Below are 22,447 nucleotides of genomic sequence, written 5' to 3' on the forward strand. Positions count from 1 at the left end.
CGATTCGAGCACGGTTTCAATGATTGACGGTGAGTTAGATGATCTCGGCCGAGCGGTACAAGAGGTACTGGAGGGCTACCTCGAACGGAACGACGAAGCGTCAGACTATGGTTGGGGTGAGGAAACGTACAGTAAACGCGAGGAGTGACTCCAGTCACTCCACCCTGTTCGACGGCGTCCGAGATACAGATTTTCTCGGTAGTAAGCAATCGGCTCTGCTCCTCGATTGCGATCGGAACGTGCTGACTATGCGCTCTGTATCTTGGACGGTCGCTCCTGACCTACCCGGCTCCTTCACTATAGTGTGACTGGTGAAAATCCGCAGCAATACCCGAATGTTATCTGAATGACGCCAAAATCGACTCGGTATATTGCCTCAACTCCTGCTCAATATCCGACGTACGCCACCCAAGCGGTGATAACACACTCGCCGCAGCACGAATCAGCAACTCCCGATAAAATCCAGTATCATACTCGTCTAGCTCCTCACTCGCCAACCTCACCCGCTCTCGCGACTGCTTTGCATCGTCAACCACAACATACGACACACTCTGACCAGGGGCACGCCCCAATCCCAAATCAGCCGCTCGCTCTAGTGCTGCCACACTCCGCGTCGACTGCGTGTAGTCCTCCTTCTTTTTCGAAACGCGATTCGTGATCACCAACTCATTTGGATCGACCGCCCCACGCTCAAGCCGATCGACCCACGACCGCAATTCCTCACAAACTGCTTCCGGATCCCGATACGCATCCACCGTTCGAATCAACGCTTTCTGCGCCTCATCGATATACGACGGCGTGCTTCGCTGCCGACACTCGATGCCCCGATACTTGTACTCATCTTCCCCAGCGACCTTCCCGAAGTACTTCGTCAACGCACCAGCATCCGAATCACGTAACGGCACAAACGATATCCAGTCGTAGTGGGCTTCAAGCTCAAGCCGAATCTCTACCTCTTCAGAAATCTCTGAGACAAGCTCGGACAGTGACGTCTGCTCCTCCCCTTCGATCGGCGTCACCCACACGCTATCGACGATACCATGTACAATCCGCCACCCATGCTCCTCGAGCACTGCTTTCGTCTCCAACAAAATCTCCCGAGCATACGCGTTGATCGCTTCGTGGCACTCAATTCGTCCGAACTTCGCATTCGAGAATCCCTGGTAGCCGAAACAGGAGACTAAAATCCACTTGATCGCGCTCGATTGGCCTTCCAATTCTTCGCGATTCTCTTCATCCTCAGTCTCCCGTATCTCGGCTTTGATCGCATCACGGTCCTCGATCAACGGCTCAAGCACGTCTGGCAGATAGCCACGCTCGTCACAAATCGAATACCCAATGCCCGGCACATCCTCCCTCTCAGCGTGACACTCACATCGAATCTTTTCCGGACTCACGTTCCGCGTGACGATGATATTCGGATACAACGATGAGAAGTCGAGTTCGTGCACGTCCTCGTGCAATCCGACGTCCGGGGCAAAGGTGAACCCACCTCGGTCGGCATCGTGCAGCTGGCGCATCGTTTTGAACTCCTCGTGCCGCCACGAACGCCAGGGCACAAGCACGTCTCGCTTCCGTGCTTCCTGTATCTGAATCCCAGTCAAAATGTTCCCGATCGACGACCAGGCCAACTCTTGGAGTGGTTTCCCCGACTGTTCGACGAGATACAAACAGCCGTCGAGGTTCGTCTGGTTCCACATGAACGTATTCGAGCCGTCGATGATCACCCGACCCGGGAGATTGTACCGTGCCGGGGAGTACCCGACTTGGCCGTAGCTTTCGTAGGTTGATTCGCCCGCCAGTTGCTGCCATCCGGGTCGTCGTCCAAGCTGGAACTCTACGTCAAGTCGATCGGCCTGCTGGAACAGGACTGGAATGAGGTCGCTCGTATTCAAGGAGAGAACGTCAGGGTCAACCGACTCAACATGACTCGATAGTGTAGTTAACACGTCTTCCCCACTCCCGGTCACCGTCTCATCGTCGATCGTGAGTTCAGTAACCCTCTCACTCGCCAATTCTGTTTCCGAGACAGCAATCTGCATCTGTGAGAGTTCGCGGGTCGGGAGTGGGTCAATCCCCGTTTCGAGACAGTAGCGGAACTCACGCGAGAAGTCGACGTTGTAGCAGCGATACTCACCAGGCGAGCCCCACTTACTCACCATTCGGGCTACTGAATTCACCGCCTTGAGGTCAACCACACCAACCTGGAGTACTTGCTCGGGGTCGTGGCGAAAACTCACGCGTTCTTCGACGATAGCAACCCGAACAACGGCAGGATGGTCACGAAGTGCAGCACGCGCCGTCGAAAAATCGCCGTTACCATGCACCGACACGTAGATCGTCGGCGTATACGACTCATCGACTTCACACTCCACCCCCGTCTCAGTCACCGACCATCTGAGCACGTCGCCGTCGACGTAGTCGATTTTGTACACCAAGATCTCATCCCTGACCGTTCAAATCGTCCTCTAAGTGATCGAGCCGATCCACTAAGTCGTCGAGTTGTCGCTGCTGTTCGATTAGGATCGAGATTAGAATGGGCGTCTCAACGAACAGGGGCTTGTGAACCGTGCTGGGATCGGTATGTAACTGGGCATACTCGAAGAGCCGATCAAAGACTGCTTGGTCGGTCGGTCGAAGTGCTCGGCGATACTCGTCCCATCCCGTCTTGATTTGGCTGCTTTGCATCATTGCAAGTAAACACGACCACCAAGATCCTCTTAGGCAAGCCAGGGTCGCTTCCGAATATTCCAATAGATGAAATGTCGATGGAAATCAGTGTGAGTACTGGTCATACTGGCCACCAACTATGAAGTAAGACTCGAGGTTCTGCTATCGTCAGTTTGGAGCGAATCAGTACGTCTCTCTCCAGAACGTTCTCTACGAGATGAGTCTCAAAAAGCTCCGAGAGAATCGGTCGTCAGTAGCCCGATCAGATTGTTTCCGATTGAATTTTCCGAAAACGCAGTTCCTACTCACGTTCACTGGGAGAAAGGCAAGGAAAGCCGATCGCAGGCTCCCACAGCCAGCCAGTCGCAGGAGCGTCGCATGATGGCGTCTGAAATCCACCTTGCCCAGCTGTGAGAGTTCGGCTAGAATATTAGATGCGGGATAAAACGCGTTCCGATAACACAAATGCTGACTGTAGTAACCCACATACGCAACTGATGGCATCAGGTCGCGCCTCCCGACAGCTGCTCATTTTGAGATCAACCACGACTACCTGGACTCAATAAGTTATAGGTAGCATTTTTAGTTATTATATGGTTATAATAGAGAACCTCTAAAGTAGCTATGCAGAACTCTTATGTGCCTACGCCCCATTTTATAGGATAGATTATGACAGGATATTATGATCTCATTCTCGGTTTGATCCCACTCGCATTGATCGGTGTCACCGGCGCGGTCAGTGCTGCTGGGCTTTCGATGACAGCTGCAGTTCCTGTCGGTGCAACTGTCTCCGTCCTCCTGATCGGGCATGCACTCTTCGTGAATGGGCCTGTTGGTTCTGCTCCTGAATCGACATCCACGACTCCATCTCCTCAGATAAACTCGGCGGACTAAGTGCGCATCTCTGCGGTCTAGCTTTCGGCATAAATATTCACAACCTGCTTGGAGGGCAGCATGATAACAGCAGAAAACTCATGCTCGGCTAATTAATTAAGAGAAGCAAGTCAACTGATAGGGCATATCAATCAGAATCCCAACAGTTCTAGTGGGCCCCGACACACTCTATCAGTTCCCGAAGTTTTAGTTCCGACAGACAAGTCATCGAACGAGACCGAGTTAGTATATTATACTAACCAGCGTAATGCTGCTTGATTCCTAAGAGAAGCCAGACATGATTCGTAGTCTGGAGTCTATAGTGACCATCTAGCAAATCTTTTTGGTCTAGTAGACTAATAGAGTAGTGGGCATCATGAGTGATTCTCCACGAGACTTAGCATCGGAGTGGGAAGCCGAGCTCGAGAGTCGGACGACTGTCGAGAAGGTCTACGATGTGCTCCTCCAGTTGAACGATCCACTTCGGGTCTCCGAGATCGCAGACCGAGCAGGAGTTGCGCCAGATACCGCACGGAAATATCTGGAGATCCTTGGAGAGATGGGAGTCGCGAAGAAGATCGGCAATGAGCCAGTGACGTATGGTCGGAACGACTCGTATCTCGAATGGCGGAATATCGATCGCCTTCAACGAGAGTACACCATCGAGGAGCTAAACAATCGACTATCGGAACTCAGTGACACTATCTCGTCATTCCAAGAGACCTATGAGGCCGAAACACCTGGTGAGGTTATCCCGCAGGAGCACGGCTACGAGAAGCTTGATGAGACGATGGACGATCTTCGGCAGTGGAACGCAGCGTGTGAAGAAGTCGATAGGCTCGTCGAGGCACTCGGGCACGGTACATCTGGCGCACAAACGGGGACGGTGAAAGTTGCAGATATGGTTCGGTTCTTCCAGCGACTTCAGTCCGGCCACTCAAATTCTCCTGCAGATACACGGTCAGAAAATCACTCGTGATTAGATGGACGGGACGTCGCCGAACAAGGGGATTCTGCGAAGAGTTGCACGGAAACTCGGGAATATAAGTCTCGTTTTACAAGTTAACCCGTTTCCATCGAACAAACCTGCGACCGTCGGGGTCGTCTTTGATGAGACTGCGTATCCTGAGCAGATCTCGCGTGTGTATGTCGATATCGAGTTACAGCTCAATGGCAATTTCTATATTCACTATGTGGAAGAGTGGGAAAATGACCGGGAAGAGTGTCGCTGGGATCGACACGAAAATCCACATAACGCTCGCGATCACTATCATCTGTTTCCAGCAGCGACTACTGATGATGCAGAAGATCGACGGTATCCCGAGGACTTCTTCGACGTAATTGGAGAGGTCATCGCAGATATTCAGGCACGATGGGGCGACACATTCGAAATCATTGACTGAACAATAAACCGTGTTCATCCTGTCGAAAAGGATGGATAGGGGGAAAGGGAACTCTCACAACCAGGCACGACGACACTGCCGGGTGATGGCGCCAGACAATGGCATCGTGCTGGCCTCTGTGAGAGCGTATCTCCACCAATGGTACGAAGAATCAAATAAGCTCGTCAGACATAGGTTGAGCTCATTATATAATCCTATTAAATAACCAGACAGCGTTCATCACACTCGTTTCATACTGCCGCTTTCTTTCAATACAATGGATTCTGGGGTAAGCGGCCGTTACTCAAGTTTCTGGAGAGCTAGCAGAAAGTATGAACAGCGACACAATGAGAACGAAAAGGATCAGCTGGTTCGGCTCCACCACAGAGCACTCTGGACCGAGTCCACCACCGCAATATGCATTGGTCGCCTCCGAGACAATTAACCGCGAAGCATCGGGTTCTGAGATCGTTACAGGTGTCGTTGATGTACTCATCGACGTGATTGAGCCGACTGGTGCTCAAACCACACTCTCGTTGTACGAATACGTGAACCCAGATGCGCTCGAAGACATCATCAAAGCAAGTGCGTCGAAAAAGAGTGACGTTGAGGTCCGATTCACAGTCGAGGACTATCTCGTCACTGTTCGGAGCGACAATACCATCCTCATCTACGAACCGCTCGGAGCACAACGCGATACTGGTGGAAATCCATGCTCGGCTAGCTGATCAATAAAATCGTTCCATACTTCGTGATGTAGTAATGACGCTTTCTTCTCCCGAGACTGACGTCGCTATTCAGAACCGTAATCGGTGAGCCGGAGCTTCCCCTCGACCTCGTAGAGATGGCCGTTCATGTAGAGTCGTTCGATGATATCTTCGGCAGCTGGTCGTCCAAGATCCTCTTCATCGTCTAAAATCGAATAGGCTTGCTCGTAGGTGAGCTCGCGCTCTTCTGGGAGATTTCTCGCGAGCGCGTCAAGCGCGTCTTGCGCAAGTGGGGAGAGTGGCGATTTCCCATTTGGAACCATTCGTACTCTCCAATTCACCTACCTCACAAGTAAACCCTCGGTCAGATTTTGTTCGTACCACTAGTTAGTGTAGTAAGGGGAATAAGCAGTCGATGTGGGAGTATGGGTTGGGATGAGTACGAGAACCCACGTCGCCTGCTGGGTTACGCTGACTGCACTTGGTGCTTGGTACCCGACGGATAAAGAATTCAGCCAACCAGAGTGGAAGTGAAACTGAAGACATGTGAGAGGATACGTGGCCCAACGCTTCTCACCAACAACGCCGAGTCGAGAGCGAATCCGCCGAGACGAATATTCTTGGGGTAGTATACGATACTAACCACTAATGCCCAACACAATCAAACGATCCGGCGATGGCCTTGCTCTCCAGGTCACAAAGCCTGCCCGATCCGCTGAACTCGTTGAAGAGACTGACGACGAACTCGCTCGTCTCGCCGACATCCGCGTGTTTGCATTCGACGGTCTCCTTCTTGTCGTCGACATCGACCGAATCACCGACGAGAACATCGTCGAACTCGCAACGTCAGCCGCTTTAGACACCGTCTCGATTCATCGAGTTGCAAACGCCTCACTCCAAATCGCAGGAAATGGCTATCAAGTACAACTCCCCGGTGCGGCAGATGCCGGTTTTCACGTCGGTGATCGAGCGCCTTGTACACCAGCACCGAACATGCTTGTAATTGCAGCAGAAGGATCGGGACGAGTAGCAGCGGATATCGTGACGATTCGAAAAGAGCAGATCTGAAAATGGTTGCGTCGTGTGTTAGTAACACATGCTAACAAAATCTCAACCTGTTTCGGTGCATGTCCTCACCGATACCCACGTCCCTAACCGAGTGGTTTCTATATAAAGTTTTTATAGTTGTGGTTACATAGGGTATCTATGAGGAGCGAAAGTAGCCAACAAGCGGTATCAACGGGAGGTGAAGAAACATCTGCAGCGACGATACAGGTGCCAGTGCCAGCAAACAATCCGAATCTCTATCGCCACAAAGCAACAGATAAATTACTCCAATTTTTAATCGATCGTCCTTTCAAGGAGTATACGATCCGAACACTGGCGTCCATTGTGGACGTAACACATCGGACCGTCGGAAAAGCAGTCGACGTGCTTGCATCAAATGACCTCGTCCACATTCGACACGAAGGGAACAAGAAGCTCGTCAGTATCAATCGAGAGCGGGTGACCATTCCAGACAATCCCTTGCTTCGTATCCCACAGGCAGAATTCCACGCACCGGTACGAACCGCTGTCGAGACACTCAATAGTGACCTCGATGATGTCCTCGGAATTCTCGTCTACGGAAGTGTCGCACGTGGTGAAGCAGATCGACAAAGTGACATTGATCTCTGGGTGCTCGTTCGCGAACACCGAGGACGAAACCAACGACGCGCAGCGCAAATCGGGAAAGAGCTCGCATCGGAGCAATTCAACGGTGAGCGATACGACTTTCATATCGTTGTTGAATCCCCTGCGTCTGTGCCCGCACATACAGAAGATATCGCTGAAACAGTCGTCTCTGGGATTACGCTTTCCAAGACCGAAGAGTTCGAGAAATTCCAATCGATAATGGAGGGCCTAGTCGATGAGTGACGATCCGAAGGTGGTCACAGATGTACTCGAAGAGGCCCATCGGTCTTTTGAGCGAGGGGGAACACCGGAAGAAGGACTTGCCGAACTGACTGAAGAGGAAGCACAGCTCAAGAAGGCATGCCGTCTGATTGCCGCTGCACAGACGCTTCAAGATCAAAACGGCTACCATACAGCGGTCGTCGAACTCGCGTTTGGGGCGATCGAACGCTCATTCGAATTCTACGCTATCGCGATGAGCGACGATGCAGTTCACGATTTTATGGACCATGAGTATGCGTATCAACGCGCGTTTGAACTAGGAGTAATCAGCGACCATTTGAAAGAAGACTTCCAAGCACTGTACAACGAGAACCGAGCGGCATCGTACTATTCTGGGCGGGCAGTTACCGCCGAGCAAGCGGATGCTATGTTCAAACTTGCGATAACGATACATGAGTTCCTGCGGGATCACCCACGAAACCACTTCAATTGTCTCTGTGACCGATGACGGTCAATTACCAGTTAGTCCGGGTAGAGCACTTGTAGAGAAAGAAAGGATGCCATCTTGGAACGCATTGACTTCATTGAGCACATTGAACTAATTGACGTCTTGGAACGCATTGAACAACAGGAACGATTGGAAGTCAATGTGATCTTTTAGTGGCTAAGGGATCTAGCACACGCTCAAGGGCTACAAAAGCACCTGAGTGATACTAGCGAATGGAAGTCACAGAAGAGAAAGCGTTCAAAGAACGCATTGAACGAGCCGAAGGTAAAGAAGGAATGGAAAAGTGATCAAACAAAGGGTGGGGTCAGAAGGCTACTCGTCAACTGACGAAAGGAAGTCACTGATGCGAGAATCTTGCTCAAGAACGGATTTGGCGATGTCGGGTTCTTCAAGGAGACGGTGCTTTGCGTGAACCCCTTGGCCACGCCCACGCCCTCGACGTTCTGATTGAATCACGTTCAGGAAATCATGCTCTTTCAAAATTTCTTGAGTACGGCGTTCAGAGAGCATATCGAGACCAGTACCACGCGCGATTTGCTGGTACCGGCGATAAATTTCCTTCGTGGAGAACTCATCGGCTTGCTGTGACTCGGTAAGATTGGTAAGCGCCAGCAGAATCGTCTTTGCTTGTGTCGGAGCACCAGCGATCAATTCGGCAAATCGGTCGGCTTCTGTCTTTTTCTTTGCTTGGCGAACGTGTTCATCGGTTACGGGCACAGTATCTGATTGAGTAGCGAGACGGCCAGCATTTCGAAGAATATCGATTGCTTTGCGAGCATCTCCGTGTTCCTGGGCCGCAAGAGCCGCGGTTAGTGGAATAACATCGCCTTCGAGGACATCCTCACGGAAGGCGTCACGGCGATTTTCGAGAATATCGACGAGCTGGGTCGCATCGTAGGCAGGAAAAACCAGTTCGTCGCGTGCAAAACTGGATTTGACGCGTTCACCGAGTTCGTCAGCGAAATTGATCTTGTTAGAAATGCCGATGATGCCAATGTTCGATTCGGAGATTTGCTGATTTTCACCTGCTCGCGAGAGCTTTCGGAGGACTTCATCGTCCTCGAGGAGGTCAATTTCATCGAGAATGAGAATTGCGACGTCACAACATGTATCGAGAACATTCCAGAGCCGACGATAATAATCACCGGTTGCAAGCCCTCGTTCAGGAATCGTAATATTGCTCTGTGCTGGATCGTTGATCTCACGTCCAATGGTTTTGACGACGCCTGCCTCGGTGTTCTGCTCGCCACAATCAACGTATGCAGCCTTCACCGTGATATCGTCTCGCCGAGCTTCGTCAATAACGCGCTCGGTCACACTTCGCGAAATCAAACTCTTTCCCGTTCCAGTTTCCCCGAAGATGAGAAGATGAGTCGGTTCACGGCCGAAAATAGCAGGGTTGAGTGCTTCTGCAACCTGTTTCATATGCTCATCTCGGCCAACGATACGGTCTGATCCGGGTATGTGCTTGATTTTCAAAAGCTCTTCCCGAGCGAAAACAGGATCGTCATACCGGAAGAGTGGGTCACGATTATCTGACTCATCGGATGTCATGCGATTGGCTACTACATATCCCCCATTCGTAATAAAGGGCAGGGGAGTCGCGGATGTAAGTCGGTGAAAATCGCCACTCAAAGCTGTCGAAATCGTTGTTTGTCTTATTCCGATGAATTGGGTGGTGTCGCGGATGAAGCAGCGGGAGACAGCTGGAAATTTCAGCGTCGGACACCCATGTCGCGAATGTAAAGATGGGAAAAACCGCCGGTAGAAGGCTCAAATCCATTGGCGGAGAAGTACTCAAGTCGACAAAGCAAGCTGAGGCACACACCATCGTCGCGGATGTAACGGATCCTGCAAAAGGGTAGGAGGTAGTCTCTACTCACGGGATTGGACAAATAAGAAGAACGAAGAGTGGTCGAAAAAGACGACCACTCTTTCAAGCAGTCGAAATTAACTTAGCGGACTTTACGTCTATAAGCTATAAATGTGTTTTGGGGATAATACAGAAAACGTATGAAAATTCGCCAAATGGCTGGGGGTTGATCAACAGTTACATCCGCGATGGTGGTGTGTCTCCTGTCGATCTGAACAAGCGACACACTCGTCTTCCCGTTACATCCGCGATGGTGGTGTGTCTGTACCTGGTTCTGGCACTTGCGATCGAGATCCCCCACAGAAAAACACAGCGAGAGTGCCTCGGGGTCAAGCCTCGAGGGTGAATCGCGTAAGTTTGATTCAGACATGCTCCGTGCGGTTGATATCCCGTTCCACATGCAGAATATGATTGAGTATCTGGGAGTTGATTTTGCCATAGTGCATCTGTCGGTGGATACTCCAAATCAATTCGTCTGACATAGATTTATTTTCTATGCGTTCTTGGAACGACTTGCGTTCCATGAGCGAAATACAAACCATTGGGATTACAAACCAGAAAGGTGGTGTGGCGAAGTCGACGAACACGATCAATCTCGCGGGCGCGTTAGCATACCGGGGCAATCGAGTGCTTGCGGCAGACCTTGACCCGCAAGGGTATCTCACGAACAAACTCAACTTACGAGACGCATACAAAGCTGATCCTCCCTCGTTGTTCGATGCGATGAAAGAACCGACTGAGCACGATGTAAATGACCTCGCTGTCGAGCATGCTGAGTTCGACGTCCTTCCTGGGAACATCGATATGTTCCGCCTAGAGCAGGATCTAATTGCATCAGGATGGCGACCGCGGGAACGACTTCAGATGCTTTTCGACGATCTGGAGGGCTATGATTTTGTTCTTGTCGATGCTCCGCCGAGTCTCGGCCCAATTAACGACAACGTCCTCCTTGCCTGTGGTGATATCATCGTGCCAGTCGAAGCTGAAGATACATCGATTCTTGCGCTTGACCACCTCCTCACACAGATTGAGACGCTAGAGAAACGATACGAAGTCACCGTCTCTGAGCGTGGGGTCATTATATCAAACGTCAACTATCCGCTTGACAACGAACAACGAGAAATGATTCAGTGGTTTGAGGATACCTTTGACAATCGATGTCCGGTATACGAAGTTCGGCATCGAGCCGCAATCAAACGAGCAATGAATGCTGGCGGTTCCATTTTCGCGCCAGATGCCGAGGAATGTGACATGATTGAGGTCTATGATCGAATTGCGGCAGACCTGGAGGAGAACCATGAGTGACCACCGTGACGACGCAACTAACCGGATCGCCGCACGTTTCGATGGGGAAGGGACAGAGAAGAACGACGAGAACGCAAAGAATGCAAAGACTAGTGGGAACGCACAGTCCGCTCAATCCGATGGGAAGGCAGATTCTTCTGGGAACGAAAAGAATGGTGGGAAAGCAAAGAACGTAAAGAAGGATTGGAACGCACGGAGTGTCTATCTATCTGATGACCTTGATCGGAAGGTATCGACTGGATACAAGCGTCTTGATTTAGAACTTGAGATGCAGTTTGGAGAGACGGTTAAGAAGACTCGCCATTTCTACCCACTGGTTTTCGAACTTGGATTGGAACGCATGGAAGAATTGGAACCACAAGAACTCAAAGAACGCATTGAACGAATGGAACTCTAAGCACGGCTGAAAACGTGCTCGTTGAACGGTGGTCCTTTGGAGAGAAGTTGATCAGGCAGTGTGAAGCTGTTCTAACTGGTTCAAAACGGTATTAATCTGGGTGTCCAATTCTTGCTGTAGCCACTCTGTGGTTTCTGCGAGTGGTTGAGCGACATGCAAATACTTGACACCTCCATTGGAGACGGTGCGCGGATACCGAGTGACCAACTCCTGGTCATACAGCGGTTGCAGTTGCTTTCCTACCGTACTCTGATCACGGTTGAGAATTTCAGCGATTTCAGCGATCGTGCTATGTGGAGAATCGAGTACGGTCAGATATACACAGAATGATGCTTTATGCACTCCACAGACCGTGGCCATCGTCTCTGTGAGCTCCAACTCGGATTTTTCATCCAGCAATTGCTCGAATCTCGCTACGCGTTCATCTGGGAGTACTGTCCCTTCTGTCAACTCACTACTTTCTGTCTTCATATATGAAGGGACTAGTGATTGACAATAGGTCTTTCTCACACACCGACCGAATCTACCGACAGAAGAGCCGACGAGTATACTTACCGTGGCCGAAGTTGCATCGGGAGCCCATTTTGTGTCTTCATCGTCATTTCTGGTTCGATTGAAACCGCCTCTTCTCCTATTCTCCCGTGAGAAGCGATAGCCACGCCGGAGGTCATTTCCCGACCCGCTGGTCTGGATGTCTCATCACTTGATGCTATCCGGGCGACGAAAGCGAATCGAATGGCTCTCGGGTCGGTATCACTGGTGCGCAAAGCAGCGAACGTACGTGGGCTCTAATCACTCGTTCGCAGGCGCACCGGCCATCTCTGGCACAGAACACACCCAAGCATCACGCTTAGATTATGTCCCAGAGTACCCAAAGCTTCGAAACGAGTTCTTGTAAAGGTTCCCCGCTACCGGACACGCAGTGCCGACTAGATCAGTGGACAGACACGACAGACAAGTGTAGTTCGAGTTCGTCCGACCAATCCGCCTCGCATTCTTCTGGCTTTCCAAAGTCGCTATCCTCGCTGACGACTGCTGACGAACTCAAGCAGCATCCGTACCGTGATCTAGATCGGTTGCGGACCACCTACGAGCAAGCAGGAACAATTGCGGGTACGGCCGCCCACCTCGACGTCTCAGAAACGGCAGTCCGCATGTGGCTGATCCATTACGAGATATATGACCCCGGGACTGAGGGGCTTTCCAACGCTGCTGACCGACTGGAGGAGCTGTCGCCCGAGGATCTCGGACTTCCCCCACTAGGTGAGCGTCGATGAGCACAACGGATACAACAAGCACAGCAACATGCGACTGCGCACGTGCAGTCGTCGAACTCCGTGAAGAACTAGCTACTCTCCGAGACGAAGTGGCCGACCTTCAACGAGAAAACGCTGCTCTCCATGACGCAAATGAGCGCAAAGCAGAGCGAATTGAGACACTTGAAACACACGTCACGCAAGAACTCGCACGACGTCTCTTGCTATCAATAGTGTTGATCAATGAGTGGGTTGCAGGTTGAATAAGGACCAATGAGTAGCCCATCTTGCTTATATTGCTGCTGGATTGAAGGGCTGTCGAAATTCATCGTCGGGATTCTAAGAATACGTATACGCCACTTCTCAAACTACAAAAATTAACAAGAAATACACCAATCACTGCTATATTGTTTTTAGACTGGATGTGAAGGGCGGTGGCAACAGTGTTTGGAATTCTAGTTTTTCAGAAATATCTTTTCCATCATTAATTGGATATATTAGGGGTATTCTCACTGGATGAAAACGCTAGTGGCGAACTATACCCCATCGCGGTCAACAGCCACTCATGAAGCCCAACTGGCAACGAATTGGACGCGTACTCCTCATACTGAGTATCGTCTTTCTGGTCGCTTCACCAGGCTTTGCAATGGCGAGTAGTGAAGACCATACGACAACGTCGACAACATCGAACCAAGACGATGGCCATCATGATGGGGGACAACATGGAACAGAGACGACAACTGAATCTGGACATAGCCATGGAACAGAGACCACTGTTGAATCGGGAGGCGGTCATGGAACCGAAACAACCACTGCATCAGGACATGATCATAATGGAGAGACTGACAAAGGGAATGATCACGCGGGGGAAAGCCAGACCGAATCAGGCCACAGCCACGAAGGAGAGGGCCACAGTGGGGATGAAGAAGGATTCGTGAATGGCTGGCTGATGATGGTCGGTGGACTGTTCCTGTTAGGGACAGTTGTAACGGCACCAGCGTATAGGTACACCAGTACACGCCGGCAGAATTTCACGGTCTCTCCGATTCACTTTGGCGTCGCGTTACTTGCACTCTTTACTGCTGCCGTGCACTTTTATCTCTATTTCGAACATGGCGAACAAATCATGGCTCTTGCCGGACTCGGATTTCTCGGTGGTATCGGTCTGTTCTTTATTGGCGTCAATCGATTGTATCTCTATGGCGTGGGAATTCTCTATACGGCTGTTCAAATCCTCTTGTGGCTCAATGATGGAATGCCCCACGTCGGAAGTTTCGGTCTGATCGATAAAGTGGTACAGGTGCTTCTCATCATCACTCTTGGTTTCCTAATTCTGCGTCACAGACAACGCGCCCAACACTGAGCTAAGTAATAGGTGAGTTTTCTTGCGACTGTTCAGCTTCTCAGTAGAGACTTGAACCGCTGTGAACAACTGATGTCATAGGTGATGTCGATCAAGGTCTCCAAATCAGCACTTATGAGCCTCCGTTGTTGCCACTTTTGTCTCCGTGGCCGTGATTATCGTTGTTACCTTGACCGCTTTCTCCACGATGATTCCCGCTGTCACCGCTTTGTTGTGTCATACTCACCTTGCCGACCATCGTTGTCGGATGAACGGTACAAAGATACTGATTAATATCACGGGTCGCTACGAATGCTAGCATCTGAACCGCCCCTTTCTTCGCAAGTTGAGGTGTGACTTTGATTGCATCCTTCGGAGGTGTCCCTCCGTTTTGGTGCTCACCCATCATCGGGCCGTTTTCCCCGCCCATCATGTGGCCATCCTGTCTCTCAATCATTGTTCCATTTTGGCCACCCATCATTGGACCACCGTTCTGCATTGTTCGAACATTCGGAAGTATTACGGGAAGATTCTTCCCGTTCGAATCTCGCAACGCGAATGTGTGCGGCTGTCCATCCAGATTCTGCCACATTACTCCGTATGTCCGGCCTGGTTCGAGTTGGAGTGTTGGATTCTTTTTTCCTGCGATGGATTGTGGACCTCGTCCTTGCCAGCCAGAGACTCGACCACCAAGAGCAAAGCAGCACATGCCTTGATGGTTATCTCCCGATGATGTTTCTTGTGCGGCCACGGTGGATGTCAATCCAATCGTAGCACCGCCCACAACACCGAGGAACTGTCTGCGTGTCTGTTTCGTAACTCGTGGTTCGTTGGGCATGGAAGTTCTCTCAGTGGGACAACAACCGAACTGACAATAAAACAAATTATTTGTTGATTATATGATCTCTATTATAAATCATTTTCCCAGAAACGATAAAAAGAGGGCACTCGTTGATTCAGTTCTGTCGGCCCTGTTTTCACACCGGAACTATTGCTGAACCTGTAACCTCACGCTCTTGTCGAGACTTATAGATTTGTCATACGGATTCGACACTCCGTCCAGAGGGCCCAGCATCTCGTTTTCAAACTCCACTCTTCAGCTCATCATATCGATCTCGAAAGAGAGATTCACATGACGTACAACAGAGATAGTATTGCTGCTCTTCGGTTTCAAGTGTTATACCATCTCCTTGGATTGGCTTTCCACATTCGATGCATTCGATCGCAAGATCAGATCGGTTGATCTGTGGCTTCCATACGGAATTCGCTATCTTTCGTATCTCGTAATTCTGAATGTGCTGATCATCAAGCGTTTCAGAGAAGAGTTGTTTGATTTCTTGATCGTTCATATACGCGTGAGAACTGATTCGCATATCGACTGCTTGCAGGATGCACTCGACTGCATCCACATTCGACAATGACTCTACAATAGCCTCTTCACTGCCCGGCTGTGCTTCGATTTCGATTAAGATATCATCACCCGTGGCCAGCATTGAGCGGTCGATATTCACAGTAAAGCCGTTGATTACCCCGAGTTCTTTAAGCTGGTTAATACGGTTCGAAACGCTCGGGGCTGACAGCCCAACTTGATCGCCGATGTCGGTGTACGAACGACGTGCATCGTCCATTAACAGTTGCAGAATATCGGTATCTGTTTGGTCGAGTTCTACCATGATCTCTAACGCTCCTGCTTAACATCCACTAGCGATTATGTAAAGCGTGTTGGCAACCCACGCCAAAAACGCTAGGTGCTTTTTATATTCCTTCTTTGCCTCTCTTTTCTTTCGGCGGTTCGTCCCTATACTCTGTTAGCAACAAATGGGGAAAAGAGAGACGTTGAAGTAATGAATGCGATGGCACTATCAGAACTCGAACTGAACGACACCGGAGAAAAGTGTATGAACGACTGCTTTGAGGCTATTCAGGCGTGCGAATGGTGCGCCGACGAATGTCTGGACGAAGAGATGGACATGTCGCGGTGTATTCGCCTGTGTCGAGATGTGGCCGACCTCGCCGCCGATCACGCTCGATTCATGGCGCGTAACTCCAACTATAGCCCGCAACTTGCCGAGGCCACTGCTGGTGCAGCCGAAGAATGTGCCGAAGAATGTTCCCGACACGATCACGAGCACTGTCAGGTCTGTGCCGAGGTTCTCGAAGAGTGTGCAGAGAGCTGCCGTGACATGGCATCCGCGTAAATCGGAATTCGAACGTTTCCCCGAAGCCCGATACGATTTTTTGGAGCGTGCATTCGTACGCAGGTAGAACAATTCGATGGGGAAGAACCAACCATACGTCCTTTACGCTCGATGACGTAGGTAACTCTTCGAGGTTCAGTTATGGATAAGCACGACGACTCGACAGAGGATGGAGAAAAAATTGAGGACCATACTAGTCACCACAGGCATCCAAATAACGAAGAGCAATCTAAGCAGGGACGGGAGGTGTCTCATGTAGAGCGTTCGCTCTTAGAGGAAGAAGCACGTGACGCGAAGGAACCAAAGCACGAAACTCACAATCAACACAAAGACGGAGACCAGGACCACGGTGGTCATGGAGGGATGCACGCTGGCCACGAGCAGATGTTCCGCCGGCGGTTTTTCGTATCGACGCTCCTTTCGATCCCAGTTCTCCTCTATAGTGAGGCCCTCCAGCAGTGGCTTGGGTTCTCGGTTCCCGCGTTTCCGGGGAGTGAATGGATCAATCCCGTGTTTGCCATAATTGTGTTCGCCTATGGTGGTGTCCCGTTCCTCAAAATGGCACTCCCGGAACTACGAGATCGTTCACCAGGCATGATGACGCTCATCTCGATGGCGATCACCGTTGCCTTCGTCTACAGTCTTGCGAGCGTCATTCTCCCGACAACATCAGCATTCTTCTGGGAGCTAGTGACACTGATCGACATCATGCTGTTGGGTCATTGGATTGAAATGCGGAGTGTCCGGCGCGCATCTGGTGCACTCAATGAGTTAGCAAAACTGCTCCCGGACACTGCAGAACGTATTCTAAACGATGGCACTACCGAAGAAGTCCCTGTCAGTGACCTCCAGACCGACGACCGTGTTCTTGTCCGTCCGGGTGCTAATGTTCCTGCAGACGGTGTTGTAGCAGAAGGGCACTCTGAGGTCAACGAATCGATGATCACAGGTGAATCCCGTCCTGTTGTCAAGGAGTCCGGTGATGAGGTTATCGGTGGGACGATCAATGGTGATGGCAGCCTTCGCGTTCAAATCACGGCTACTGGCGATGATACAGCACTTGCTGGTATTATGCGACTCGTTGAGGAGGCCCAACAGAGTAAGTCTCGAACACAGGTTCTTGCTGATCGAGCCGCAGGATGGCTATTCTATGCAGCAGTCGCCGCAGCGGTCATCACGGCTATCGGGTGGACCATTGCCATCTCTTTTAACGCGATGGTGATTGAACGAGTTGTCACAGTCCTCGTTATCGCGTGTCCCCATGCACTTGGTCTGGCAGTGCCGCTTGTCGTCGCTATCAACACGTCGCTTGCGGCTCGAAATGGGATGCTGGTCCGTGATCGGATTGCTATGGAACAAGCGCGTGAAGTCGATATTGTCGTTTTCGATAAAACGGGGACTCTCACGAAAGGTGAGCAGGGTGTCGTTGACGTTATGACCGTCGGTGAAATCAACGAGGATGAAGCTGTCGCAATGGCTGCTGCTGTCGAACGCGATTCAGAGCATATGATTGCCCAAGCACTCCGTGACGCAGCAGCCAATCAGGGACTGTCTGTTCCACAAGCAAGCGATTTCGAAGCCATCAAAGGCCGTGGTGTCCGCGCGACCATCGATGAGGATCCTGTATTTGTTGGCGGTCCAAATCTCATCGAACAGGAGGCTATTGAACTAGCTCCTGAACTAACGGAGTTCGCGAATGTTGCTGGTAAAAACGCACAGACAGTCGTTTATCTGCTGCGGGACGATGAAGCCATAGCCGCATTTGCGCTTGCAGATGTAATTCGGGAAGAAAGCCGACAGACGATCGAAGCACTTCATGAGTTAGATATCGAGGTTGCGATGCTGACCGGCGACAGCGAAGGCGTTGCACGAGCCGTGGCAGACGATCTTGGTATTGACACATACTTTGCTGAGGTGCTTCCTGAAGACAAGGATTCGAAAATCACTACGTTACAAGAACAGGGAAAACTCGTCGCCATGGTCGGCGATGGAGTTAATGACGCCCCGGCACTTACTCGCGCCGATATTGGTATTGCAATCGGGAGTGGTACAGATGTTGCAGTCCAGTCTGCGGATCTCATCCTCGTTCAGAACAATCCCCTTGATGTCGTACGACTCGTTAAACTCAGTCGAGCGAGCTACCGAAAGATGCAGGAAAATCTCGTCTGGGCAGCCGGTTACAACGTCTTTGCCATTCCACTTGCAGCAGGGATCCTTGCTCCAATTGGAATTCTTTTGTCCCCTGCCGTCGGTGCCCTTTTAATGTCTCTCTCTACCGTCGTTGTCGCTGTCAACGCACAGTTCCTCCGAAGAGTCGATCTGGATCTTCCGAATTTACCTGGTCTTCCCTTGCCGCAGGAACCACAGTCAGCAGATTAGCTGTTCTACCCAATCGCTATTTAGTTTTGATCAAATACCTAAACATGATAAAAAGCGAGCCGAGAGTAGCTTAGTTTTCGATTCGCACGTCAAACGAGGTCGTAATAAGATTGCCCTCTGGCTTTGCTTGGAGAAACAGCCGATACCGACCTAGTGTCGGGAATGTTGCATCGAACTCAACACGACCCGGCTGAGATGTTGTTTCTTTCGGATGCACGTGGAGATATGCGAGGTCTCCCTCACGAAGGGCAACCAAATGGCCGAGTGCCCCAAGATACGGTTCTAGGTCTGCCACGGATCCATCATCGCGATGCACGTCAAATAGCAATCGCGTAGCTCCACTGGCAGTAACGTTGTCTGTGAGTAGGTCGATCACGTACCCCTCACAAGTGGCCTGCCGTGACGTGTCAGGGCGCTCTTCTACAGTTGCAGTCCCAGGTGCGAAGAGGTCAAATCCAAGCGTCATCGAATGGCCCTCAATGACTACATCGACAAATGCACGGTACACGCCTGGCTCTGGCAACGAAAAGTCTCCAACACTGCATGTTCCGTCCGATTTAACGTCAGGATGGAGATGCTGAAAATAGGTCAGATCCCGTCGGAGGACGATTAGGTGGAGTAATTCTCCATGTGCTTCCTCAAATTCCGTTACTGCTCGCCCATCCTCAGTCACGATCTGAAACGACCAATCGACTGTTTTACCCTGCTCGAATCGTGTTTCTGATGGTACCAATTGGAACCCTTCGCTGTGGAGTGATAATCCTTCTATTGAAGGGTGACCTCCTGGTTCTTGCCCAAGTGATTCTCTAGTTGACTCGGTATTGTGTTCCCCATGTTTCGAATGTTCCCCCATATCTTGTGGTTCGCCAGCAACAATCTTACTGGTTTCTCTAATTCGGTCACCCTGAACACTCGATAATTGCTTAAATGCGATCTCCGTAAGGCTGCCTATCGTTAAGAATTTCCGAGGTCAGACCCTCCAAGAGACGTTCACAAGTATACGTCCATACGACAGATAGCATTCTATCGCCGATATCGGGCAGAAAATATTTATACAAGCACTGAAATTTAAATATTTGTATATATGGTTTAATTTAAACTAAGCAGATACCGAATAGGAACCACGACGCGGTTCGATATAGGTGACATACACCTGTGCGAGGAATAGGGGTGTGAACAATACATTCAGTACAAGTGTGTATGTCCCAGACACAGCGCCGCCAGTGGTGGCCTGGGGAACAAGGTTGAGCCCGACAAATAGATAGTGGATGAGTATTCCGCTTACGAAGGCGACCAGGAAAATGGAAACAAAGAGAGTGATGGCCATCCGGAGCCCGTAGTACTTCCGATAAATGTTGACAATTTGAGGCACGATTAAATCAGCGAAAATAAACGACAAAACCCCGCCGAACGGAATCCCTGCGCTCCAGAGGACGAGCGCGAAAGGGACATTTGCGACCGAACAAATAAACGTCACGATACCCACAATCACGCCAATGAGACTGCCAAGCGCAACCCACGCAAACGTTCCCTGTGGGGCGAGAGCAAACAGCTGTGTCCACGTCGACTGTGGAACGTATGCGGCGATAAAACCAGCAATGACGAATCCAACAATGATATCACTCCAGACCATCTTCCATTCGTGAATCGCCCGACGGAATGCATATCTCCATCCAATCCTCGATGGCATCTGGTTGTGTTCGGTGTGAGCCTCGTGGTGATGTTCGTGCGTGTGTTTGTGCTCGTGCGATGATGTAGTGGTTGAGGGTGATCTTGGTGAAAAACTCGAGAGTAGTCGTTTAGGGACTCGCAAGAGCAACGAAAGAATCGTGTCCATTTGCATTCCACCGCCCGTTTCGTCCGGATGGTCACGAGCACTCTCGAACCACGAATTCGGGATAAGGTACTTCGTTATCACCGCAAATAAGAAGATGAGAAAAACACCACCGAGGAAGTCGGCAACCACAAACTGCCATCCAAGCAGAATCCACATCACTAAACCAATCTCGATAACCAGGTTTGTGGATGCGAACTGGAATGCAGCAAGCGATGCTTCTGGCGACGCCCCCTTTTTGAAAATCGTTCTCGTGGTTGCGATTGCAGCGAACGAACAACTGGACGAGAGAAATCCGAAGAAAGATCCGAGACCGATTTCACGGAACCCACGACCACCGAGGAGTTCGACCATACGTTCTTGTGAGACATAGGCTTGAATGGCACCCGAAATTGTAAATCCGAGAACAAGCGCCCACCAAATATCCCACGCCCACTCGGCGACGAATTGTGCGACTTCGCGAAGAGATCCAGTCGCTAATACGATACCACTAACCTGACTACTCATCATGTAGATTTCTATAACGCCCATTTTCCTTCCCCCGATATCTTCTATGACAGAGGTATTCAAGCCAACTTCGGTCAATTCTCTGGATATCTACTGTGAGAAGTCGTTTCTGATTCGTACCAAAGACAAAATAGTTACATTTTTAGCAATAGCTGTGTCTCACTACAAAAAGGATACCTTGTCTCAACAAGACAAAATATTGATAGATATCGTCGTTGCTGTTCAGACCCGCCTATTACGACGGCCGCGTGTTTCGGGAGGATTCTGAGTGTTCTATGCACTTCGTGATTGTCGGGTAGAGTAACTACCTGGTGACGACCATTTGTCTTTGGAGTGGATTTGTTTTACTCATATATGTGGCTGTAGCAATATCCTCACAAGAGTCTTCTTCGTATCTCTTTTAAGTACAAACCGGATTTCATTATAAACCTATAGCCGTAATAGAATTTGTATCCGTTCCGGATTGTGACACTGAACTCGTAGCTTCTCCACTTAGTATAATATTATACGGTATTCTATTTCTTGGAATTTGCGTTTCTGGCGGTTTTCAGACCGCAAACATTACTTCGGAAGATTAAGCTAGTAGTATATGAATGAACTCGGATCGAGACGTTATCCGATTAGTGGTGTAAGACAATGATTAGACGTCGTTGGCTCGTTTCGTTAGCTCCTGTAGATATTAGCGGAGATCATTTTTAACCGTGGTATCGAACCAACAGACAACTCAATGATGGTCGCTCACGTAGCAGACTAACGATGTACATGACCGATGAGGCGGTGATCGACATCAATGCTACGCCCGAAGAGATCTGGGAATACGTGACCGACCCCGTCCACTGGACGGCATCGAATCCCGAGGAACACTATGGACTCGAATACGATACACCCGACAACCGACCTCGTGAGGGAGCGACATTTCATCAGCGCGAGGAGGTCGCCGGAATGTACGCCGACCTACACGGTCTGTTCACCTATATCGACTACCCGTCGGTCGCAGTTTGGACGGGAACAGCGTACTATCCATTACTTCACGGTCTTGTCACCGTTCGGATCTCGGAAGGTGGAACAATTCGCGTTGAGGAAAAGGACGAGACAACCCGAATGTCGCATGCAGTCTGGATGGATTTCCCGAACAATCGCCGGGGCTGGGTGCTGAAGTGGCTGTTCACCACCGTCCTTGATGGTCAGGCGAAGCTCTACGATCACACCAACAAAGAGCTCGTCTTTTTCAAAGAGCAACTTGAAGCTCGGTCGAGTACTCCATCGAAAGATGAGTATACCAACAAGTAACAAAATCAAGGAAATGGTCGAATCATATAT

General features: G+C 50.4%; 23 protein-coding genes. 14 read left to right on the forward strand and 9 right to left on the reverse strand.

Annotated elements, in window-relative coordinates; translation table 11 throughout:
- Positions 1-338: 338 nt before the first annotated feature.
- Together ACN2TU_RS23765 and ACN2TU_RS23770 are read right to left on the reverse strand one after the other, a co-directional pair.
- Positions 339-2,438: a type B DNA-directed DNA polymerase gene (locus ACN2TU_RS23765; protein WP_435158982.1), complete on the reverse strand. Its 2,100-nt coding sequence runs from the start codon at positions 2,436-2,438 to the stop codon at positions 339-341.
- A gap of 4 nt (positions 2,439-2,442) precedes the next feature.
- Positions 2,443-2,691, reverse strand: coding sequence for a DUF8156 family protein (locus ACN2TU_RS23770; RefSeq protein ID WP_435158984.1), 249 nt, complete (start codon positions 2,689-2,691; stop codon positions 2,443-2,445).
- Between the two features lie 648 nt (positions 2,692-3,339).
- Between ACN2TU_RS23770 and ACN2TU_RS23775 the strand changes: the two genes are divergently transcribed.
- The 4 genes from ACN2TU_RS23775 (at position 3,340) to ACN2TU_RS23790 (ending at position 5,653) form a co-directional block, all read left to right on the forward strand.
- Positions 3,340-3,564 (forward strand): DUF8015 family protein, encoded by a 225-nt coding sequence (locus ACN2TU_RS23775; protein WP_435158985.1) that lies wholly within the window; start codon positions 3,340-3,342, stop codon positions 3,562-3,564.
- 355 nt (positions 3,565-3,919) lie between these two features.
- Positions 3,920-4,522, forward strand: coding sequence for a DUF7342 family protein (locus tag ACN2TU_RS23780; RefSeq protein WP_435158986.1), 603 nt, complete (start codon positions 3,920-3,922; stop codon positions 4,520-4,522).
- Between the two features lie 4 nt (positions 4,523-4,526).
- The gene (locus ACN2TU_RS23785; protein WP_435158987.1) at positions 4,527-4,946 is read left to right on the forward strand and encodes a toxin-antitoxin system TumE family protein; all 420 of its coding nucleotides are present in this window, start codon (positions 4,527-4,529) and stop codon (positions 4,944-4,946) included.
- A gap of 479 nt (positions 4,947-5,425) precedes the next feature.
- On the forward strand, positions 5,426-5,653 hold the full coding sequence (locus tag ACN2TU_RS23790) for a HalOD1 output domain-containing protein (RefSeq protein ID WP_435158988.1): 228 nt from the start codon (positions 5,426-5,428) through the stop codon (positions 5,651-5,653).
- A gap of 65 nt (positions 5,654-5,718) precedes the next feature.
- On the opposite strand, the gene ACN2TU_RS23795 is transcribed toward ACN2TU_RS23790, so the two are convergent.
- Positions 5,719-5,955, reverse strand: coding sequence for a hypothetical protein (locus ACN2TU_RS23795; protein WP_435158989.1), 237 nt, complete (start codon positions 5,953-5,955; stop codon positions 5,719-5,721).
- A gap of 325 nt (positions 5,956-6,280) precedes the next feature.
- Here ACN2TU_RS23795 and ACN2TU_RS23800 point away from each other — a divergent pair, with 325 nt between their 5' ends.
- The 3 genes from ACN2TU_RS23800 (at position 6,281) to ACN2TU_RS23810 (ending at position 8,036) form a co-directional block, all read left to right on the forward strand.
- Complete coding sequence (locus tag ACN2TU_RS23800) at positions 6,281-6,700, forward strand: hypothetical protein (RefSeq protein WP_435158990.1); 420 nt, start codon at positions 6,281-6,283, stop codon at positions 6,698-6,700.
- A 138-nt stretch (positions 6,701-6,838) separates the two neighbouring features.
- Positions 6,839-7,549 (forward strand): nucleotidyltransferase domain-containing protein, encoded by a 711-nt coding sequence (locus ACN2TU_RS23805; RefSeq protein ID WP_435158991.1) that lies wholly within the window; start codon positions 6,839-6,841, stop codon positions 7,547-7,549.
- Positions 7,542-8,036: a DUF8154 family protein gene (locus tag ACN2TU_RS23810; RefSeq protein WP_435158992.1), complete on the forward strand. Its 495-nt coding sequence runs from the start codon at positions 7,542-7,544 to the stop codon at positions 8,034-8,036. The genes ACN2TU_RS23805 and ACN2TU_RS23810 overlap by 8 nt, the downstream gene beginning before the upstream one ends.
- Positions 8,037-8,348: 312 nt before the next feature.
- On the opposite strand, the gene ACN2TU_RS23815 is transcribed toward ACN2TU_RS23810, so the two are convergent.
- On the reverse strand, positions 8,349-9,590 hold the full coding sequence (locus ACN2TU_RS23815) for a Cdc6/Cdc18 family protein (protein WP_435158993.1): 1,242 nt from the start codon (positions 9,588-9,590) through the stop codon (positions 8,349-8,351).
- Positions 9,591-10,431: 841 nt separating this feature from the next.
- On the opposite strand from ACN2TU_RS23815, the gene ACN2TU_RS23820 reads away from it, so the two are divergent.
- Both ACN2TU_RS23820 and ACN2TU_RS23825 read left to right on the forward strand, forming a co-directional pair.
- The gene (locus ACN2TU_RS23820) at positions 10,432-11,214 is read left to right on the forward strand and encodes a ParA family protein (protein ID WP_435158994.1); all 783 of its coding nucleotides are present in this window, start codon (positions 10,432-10,434) and stop codon (positions 11,212-11,214) included.
- A complete protein-coding gene (locus ACN2TU_RS23825; protein ID WP_435158995.1) occupies positions 11,207-11,611 on the forward strand; it encodes a DUF8160 family protein in 405 nt (134 codons plus the stop codon). Before ACN2TU_RS23820 ends, ACN2TU_RS23825 begins: the two co-directional genes overlap by 8 nt.
- 51 nt (positions 11,612-11,662) lie before the next feature.
- Here ACN2TU_RS23825 and ACN2TU_RS23830 read toward each other — a convergent pair whose 3' ends face one another.
- Positions 11,663-12,082, reverse strand: coding sequence for a helix-turn-helix domain-containing protein (locus ACN2TU_RS23830; protein ID WP_435158996.1), 420 nt, complete (start codon positions 12,080-12,082; stop codon positions 11,663-11,665).
- A gap of 802 nt (positions 12,083-12,884) precedes the next feature.
- Between ACN2TU_RS23830 and ACN2TU_RS23835 the strand changes: the two genes are divergently transcribed.
- Entirely contained in the window at positions 12,885-13,130 is a 246-nt protein-coding gene (locus tag ACN2TU_RS23835; protein WP_435158998.1) for a hypothetical protein, read from the forward strand.
- A gap of 383 nt (positions 13,131-13,513) precedes the next feature.
- The gene (locus tag ACN2TU_RS23840) at positions 13,514-14,230 is read left to right on the forward strand and encodes a hypothetical protein (protein ID WP_435159000.1); all 717 of its coding nucleotides are present in this window, start codon (positions 13,514-13,516) and stop codon (positions 14,228-14,230) included.
- A gap of 112 nt (positions 14,231-14,342) precedes the next feature.
- Here ACN2TU_RS23840 and ACN2TU_RS23845 read toward each other — a convergent pair whose 3' ends face one another.
- Both ACN2TU_RS23845 and ACN2TU_RS23850 read right to left on the reverse strand, forming a co-directional pair.
- Positions 14,343-14,666, reverse strand: coding sequence for a hypothetical protein (locus ACN2TU_RS23845; RefSeq protein ID WP_435159001.1), 324 nt, complete (start codon positions 14,664-14,666; stop codon positions 14,343-14,345).
- A gap of 625 nt (positions 14,667-15,291) precedes the next feature.
- Positions 15,292-15,882: an AsnC family transcriptional regulator gene (locus ACN2TU_RS23850; protein ID WP_435159002.1), complete on the reverse strand. Its 591-nt coding sequence runs from the start codon at positions 15,880-15,882 to the stop codon at positions 15,292-15,294.
- A 180-nt stretch (positions 15,883-16,062) separates the two neighbouring features.
- On the opposite strand from ACN2TU_RS23850, the gene ACN2TU_RS23855 reads away from it, so the two are divergent.
- Both ACN2TU_RS23855 and ACN2TU_RS23860 read left to right on the forward strand, forming a co-directional pair.
- Entirely contained in the window at positions 16,063-16,407 is a 345-nt protein-coding gene (locus ACN2TU_RS23855) for a four-helix bundle copper-binding protein (RefSeq protein ID WP_435159003.1), read from the forward strand.
- Positions 16,408-16,548: 141 nt separating this feature from the next.
- The gene (locus tag ACN2TU_RS23860; RefSeq protein ID WP_435159004.1) at positions 16,549-18,786 is read left to right on the forward strand and encodes a copper-translocating P-type ATPase; all 2,238 of its coding nucleotides are present in this window, start codon (positions 16,549-16,551) and stop codon (positions 18,784-18,786) included.
- A gap of 70 nt (positions 18,787-18,856) precedes the next feature.
- Here the strand turns inward: ACN2TU_RS23860 and ACN2TU_RS23865 are convergent, their stop codons facing one another.
- Positions 18,857-19,309 (reverse strand): hypothetical protein, encoded by a 453-nt coding sequence (locus ACN2TU_RS23865; protein WP_435159005.1) that lies wholly within the window; start codon positions 19,307-19,309, stop codon positions 18,857-18,859.
- A 576-nt stretch (positions 19,310-19,885) separates the two neighbouring features.
- Positions 19,886-21,205: a permease gene (locus ACN2TU_RS23870; RefSeq protein ID WP_435159007.1), complete on the reverse strand. Its 1,320-nt coding sequence runs from the start codon at positions 21,203-21,205 to the stop codon at positions 19,886-19,888.
- A gap of 684 nt (positions 21,206-21,889) precedes the next feature.
- Here ACN2TU_RS23870 and ACN2TU_RS23875 point away from each other — a divergent pair.
- The gene (locus tag ACN2TU_RS23875; RefSeq protein ID WP_435159008.1) at positions 21,890-22,417 is read left to right on the forward strand and encodes an SRPBCC family protein; all 528 of its coding nucleotides are present in this window, start codon (positions 21,890-21,892) and stop codon (positions 22,415-22,417) included.
- Positions 22,418-22,447: the final 30 nt, after the last annotated feature.

This window comes from Haladaptatus marinus (assembly GCF_051194195.1).

Coding starts and splice junctions, on each gene's coding strand:
- ACN2TU_RS23845 (WP_435159001.1), bottom strand. CDS start 14,666: ATGATTGAGAGACAGGATGGCCACATGATGGGCGGGGAAAACGGCCCG.
- ACN2TU_RS23780 (WP_435158986.1), top strand. CDS start 3,920: ATGAGTGATTCTCCACGAGACTTAGCATCGGAGTGGGAAGCCGAGCTC.
- ACN2TU_RS23805 (WP_435158991.1), top strand. CDS start 6,839: ATGAGGAGCGAAAGTAGCCAACAAGCGGTATCAACGGGAGGTGAAGAA.
- ACN2TU_RS23850 (WP_435159002.1), bottom strand. CDS start 15,882: ATGGTAGAACTCGACCAAACAGATACCGATATTCTGCAACTGTTAATG.
- ACN2TU_RS23860 (WP_435159004.1), top strand. CDS start 16,549: ATGGATAAGCACGACGACTCGACAGAGGATGGAGAAAAAATTGAGGAC.
- ACN2TU_RS23775 (WP_435158985.1), top strand. CDS start 3,340: ATGACAGGATATTATGATCTCATTCTCGGTTTGATCCCACTCGCATTG.
- ACN2TU_RS23835 (WP_435158998.1), top strand. CDS start 12,885: ATGAGCACAACGGATACAACAAGCACAGCAACATGCGACTGCGCACGT.
- ACN2TU_RS23825 (WP_435158995.1), top strand. CDS start 11,207: ATGAGTGACCACCGTGACGACGCAACTAACCGGATCGCCGCACGTTTC.
- ACN2TU_RS23815 (WP_435158993.1), bottom strand. CDS start 9,590: ATGACATCCGATGAGTCAGATAATCGTGACCCACTCTTCCGGTATGAC.
- ACN2TU_RS23785 (WP_435158987.1), top strand. CDS start 4,527: ATGGACGGGACGTCGCCGAACAAGGGGATTCTGCGAAGAGTTGCACGG.
- ACN2TU_RS23820 (WP_435158994.1), top strand. CDS start 10,432: ATGAGCGAAATACAAACCATTGGGATTACAAACCAGAAAGGTGGTGTG.
- ACN2TU_RS23770 (WP_435158984.1), bottom strand. CDS start 2,691: ATGATGCAAAGCAGCCAAATCAAGACGGGATGGGACGAGTATCGCCGA.
- ACN2TU_RS23800 (WP_435158990.1), top strand. CDS start 6,281: ATGCCCAACACAATCAAACGATCCGGCGATGGCCTTGCTCTCCAGGTC.
- ACN2TU_RS23810 (WP_435158992.1), top strand. CDS start 7,542: ATGAGTGACGATCCGAAGGTGGTCACAGATGTACTCGAAGAGGCCCAT.
- ACN2TU_RS23795 (WP_435158989.1), bottom strand. CDS start 5,955: ATGGTTCCAAATGGGAAATCGCCACTCTCCCCACTTGCGCAAGACGCG.
- ACN2TU_RS23830 (WP_435158996.1), bottom strand. CDS start 12,082: ATGAAGACAGAAAGTAGTGAGTTGACAGAAGGGACAGTACTCCCAGAT.
- ACN2TU_RS23855 (WP_435159003.1), top strand. CDS start 16,063: ATGGCACTATCAGAACTCGAACTGAACGACACCGGAGAAAAGTGTATG.
- ACN2TU_RS23875 (WP_435159008.1), top strand. CDS start 21,890: ATGACCGATGAGGCGGTGATCGACATCAATGCTACGCCCGAAGAGATC.
- ACN2TU_RS23840 (WP_435159000.1), top strand. CDS start 13,514: ATGGCGAGTAGTGAAGACCATACGACAACGTCGACAACATCGAACCAA.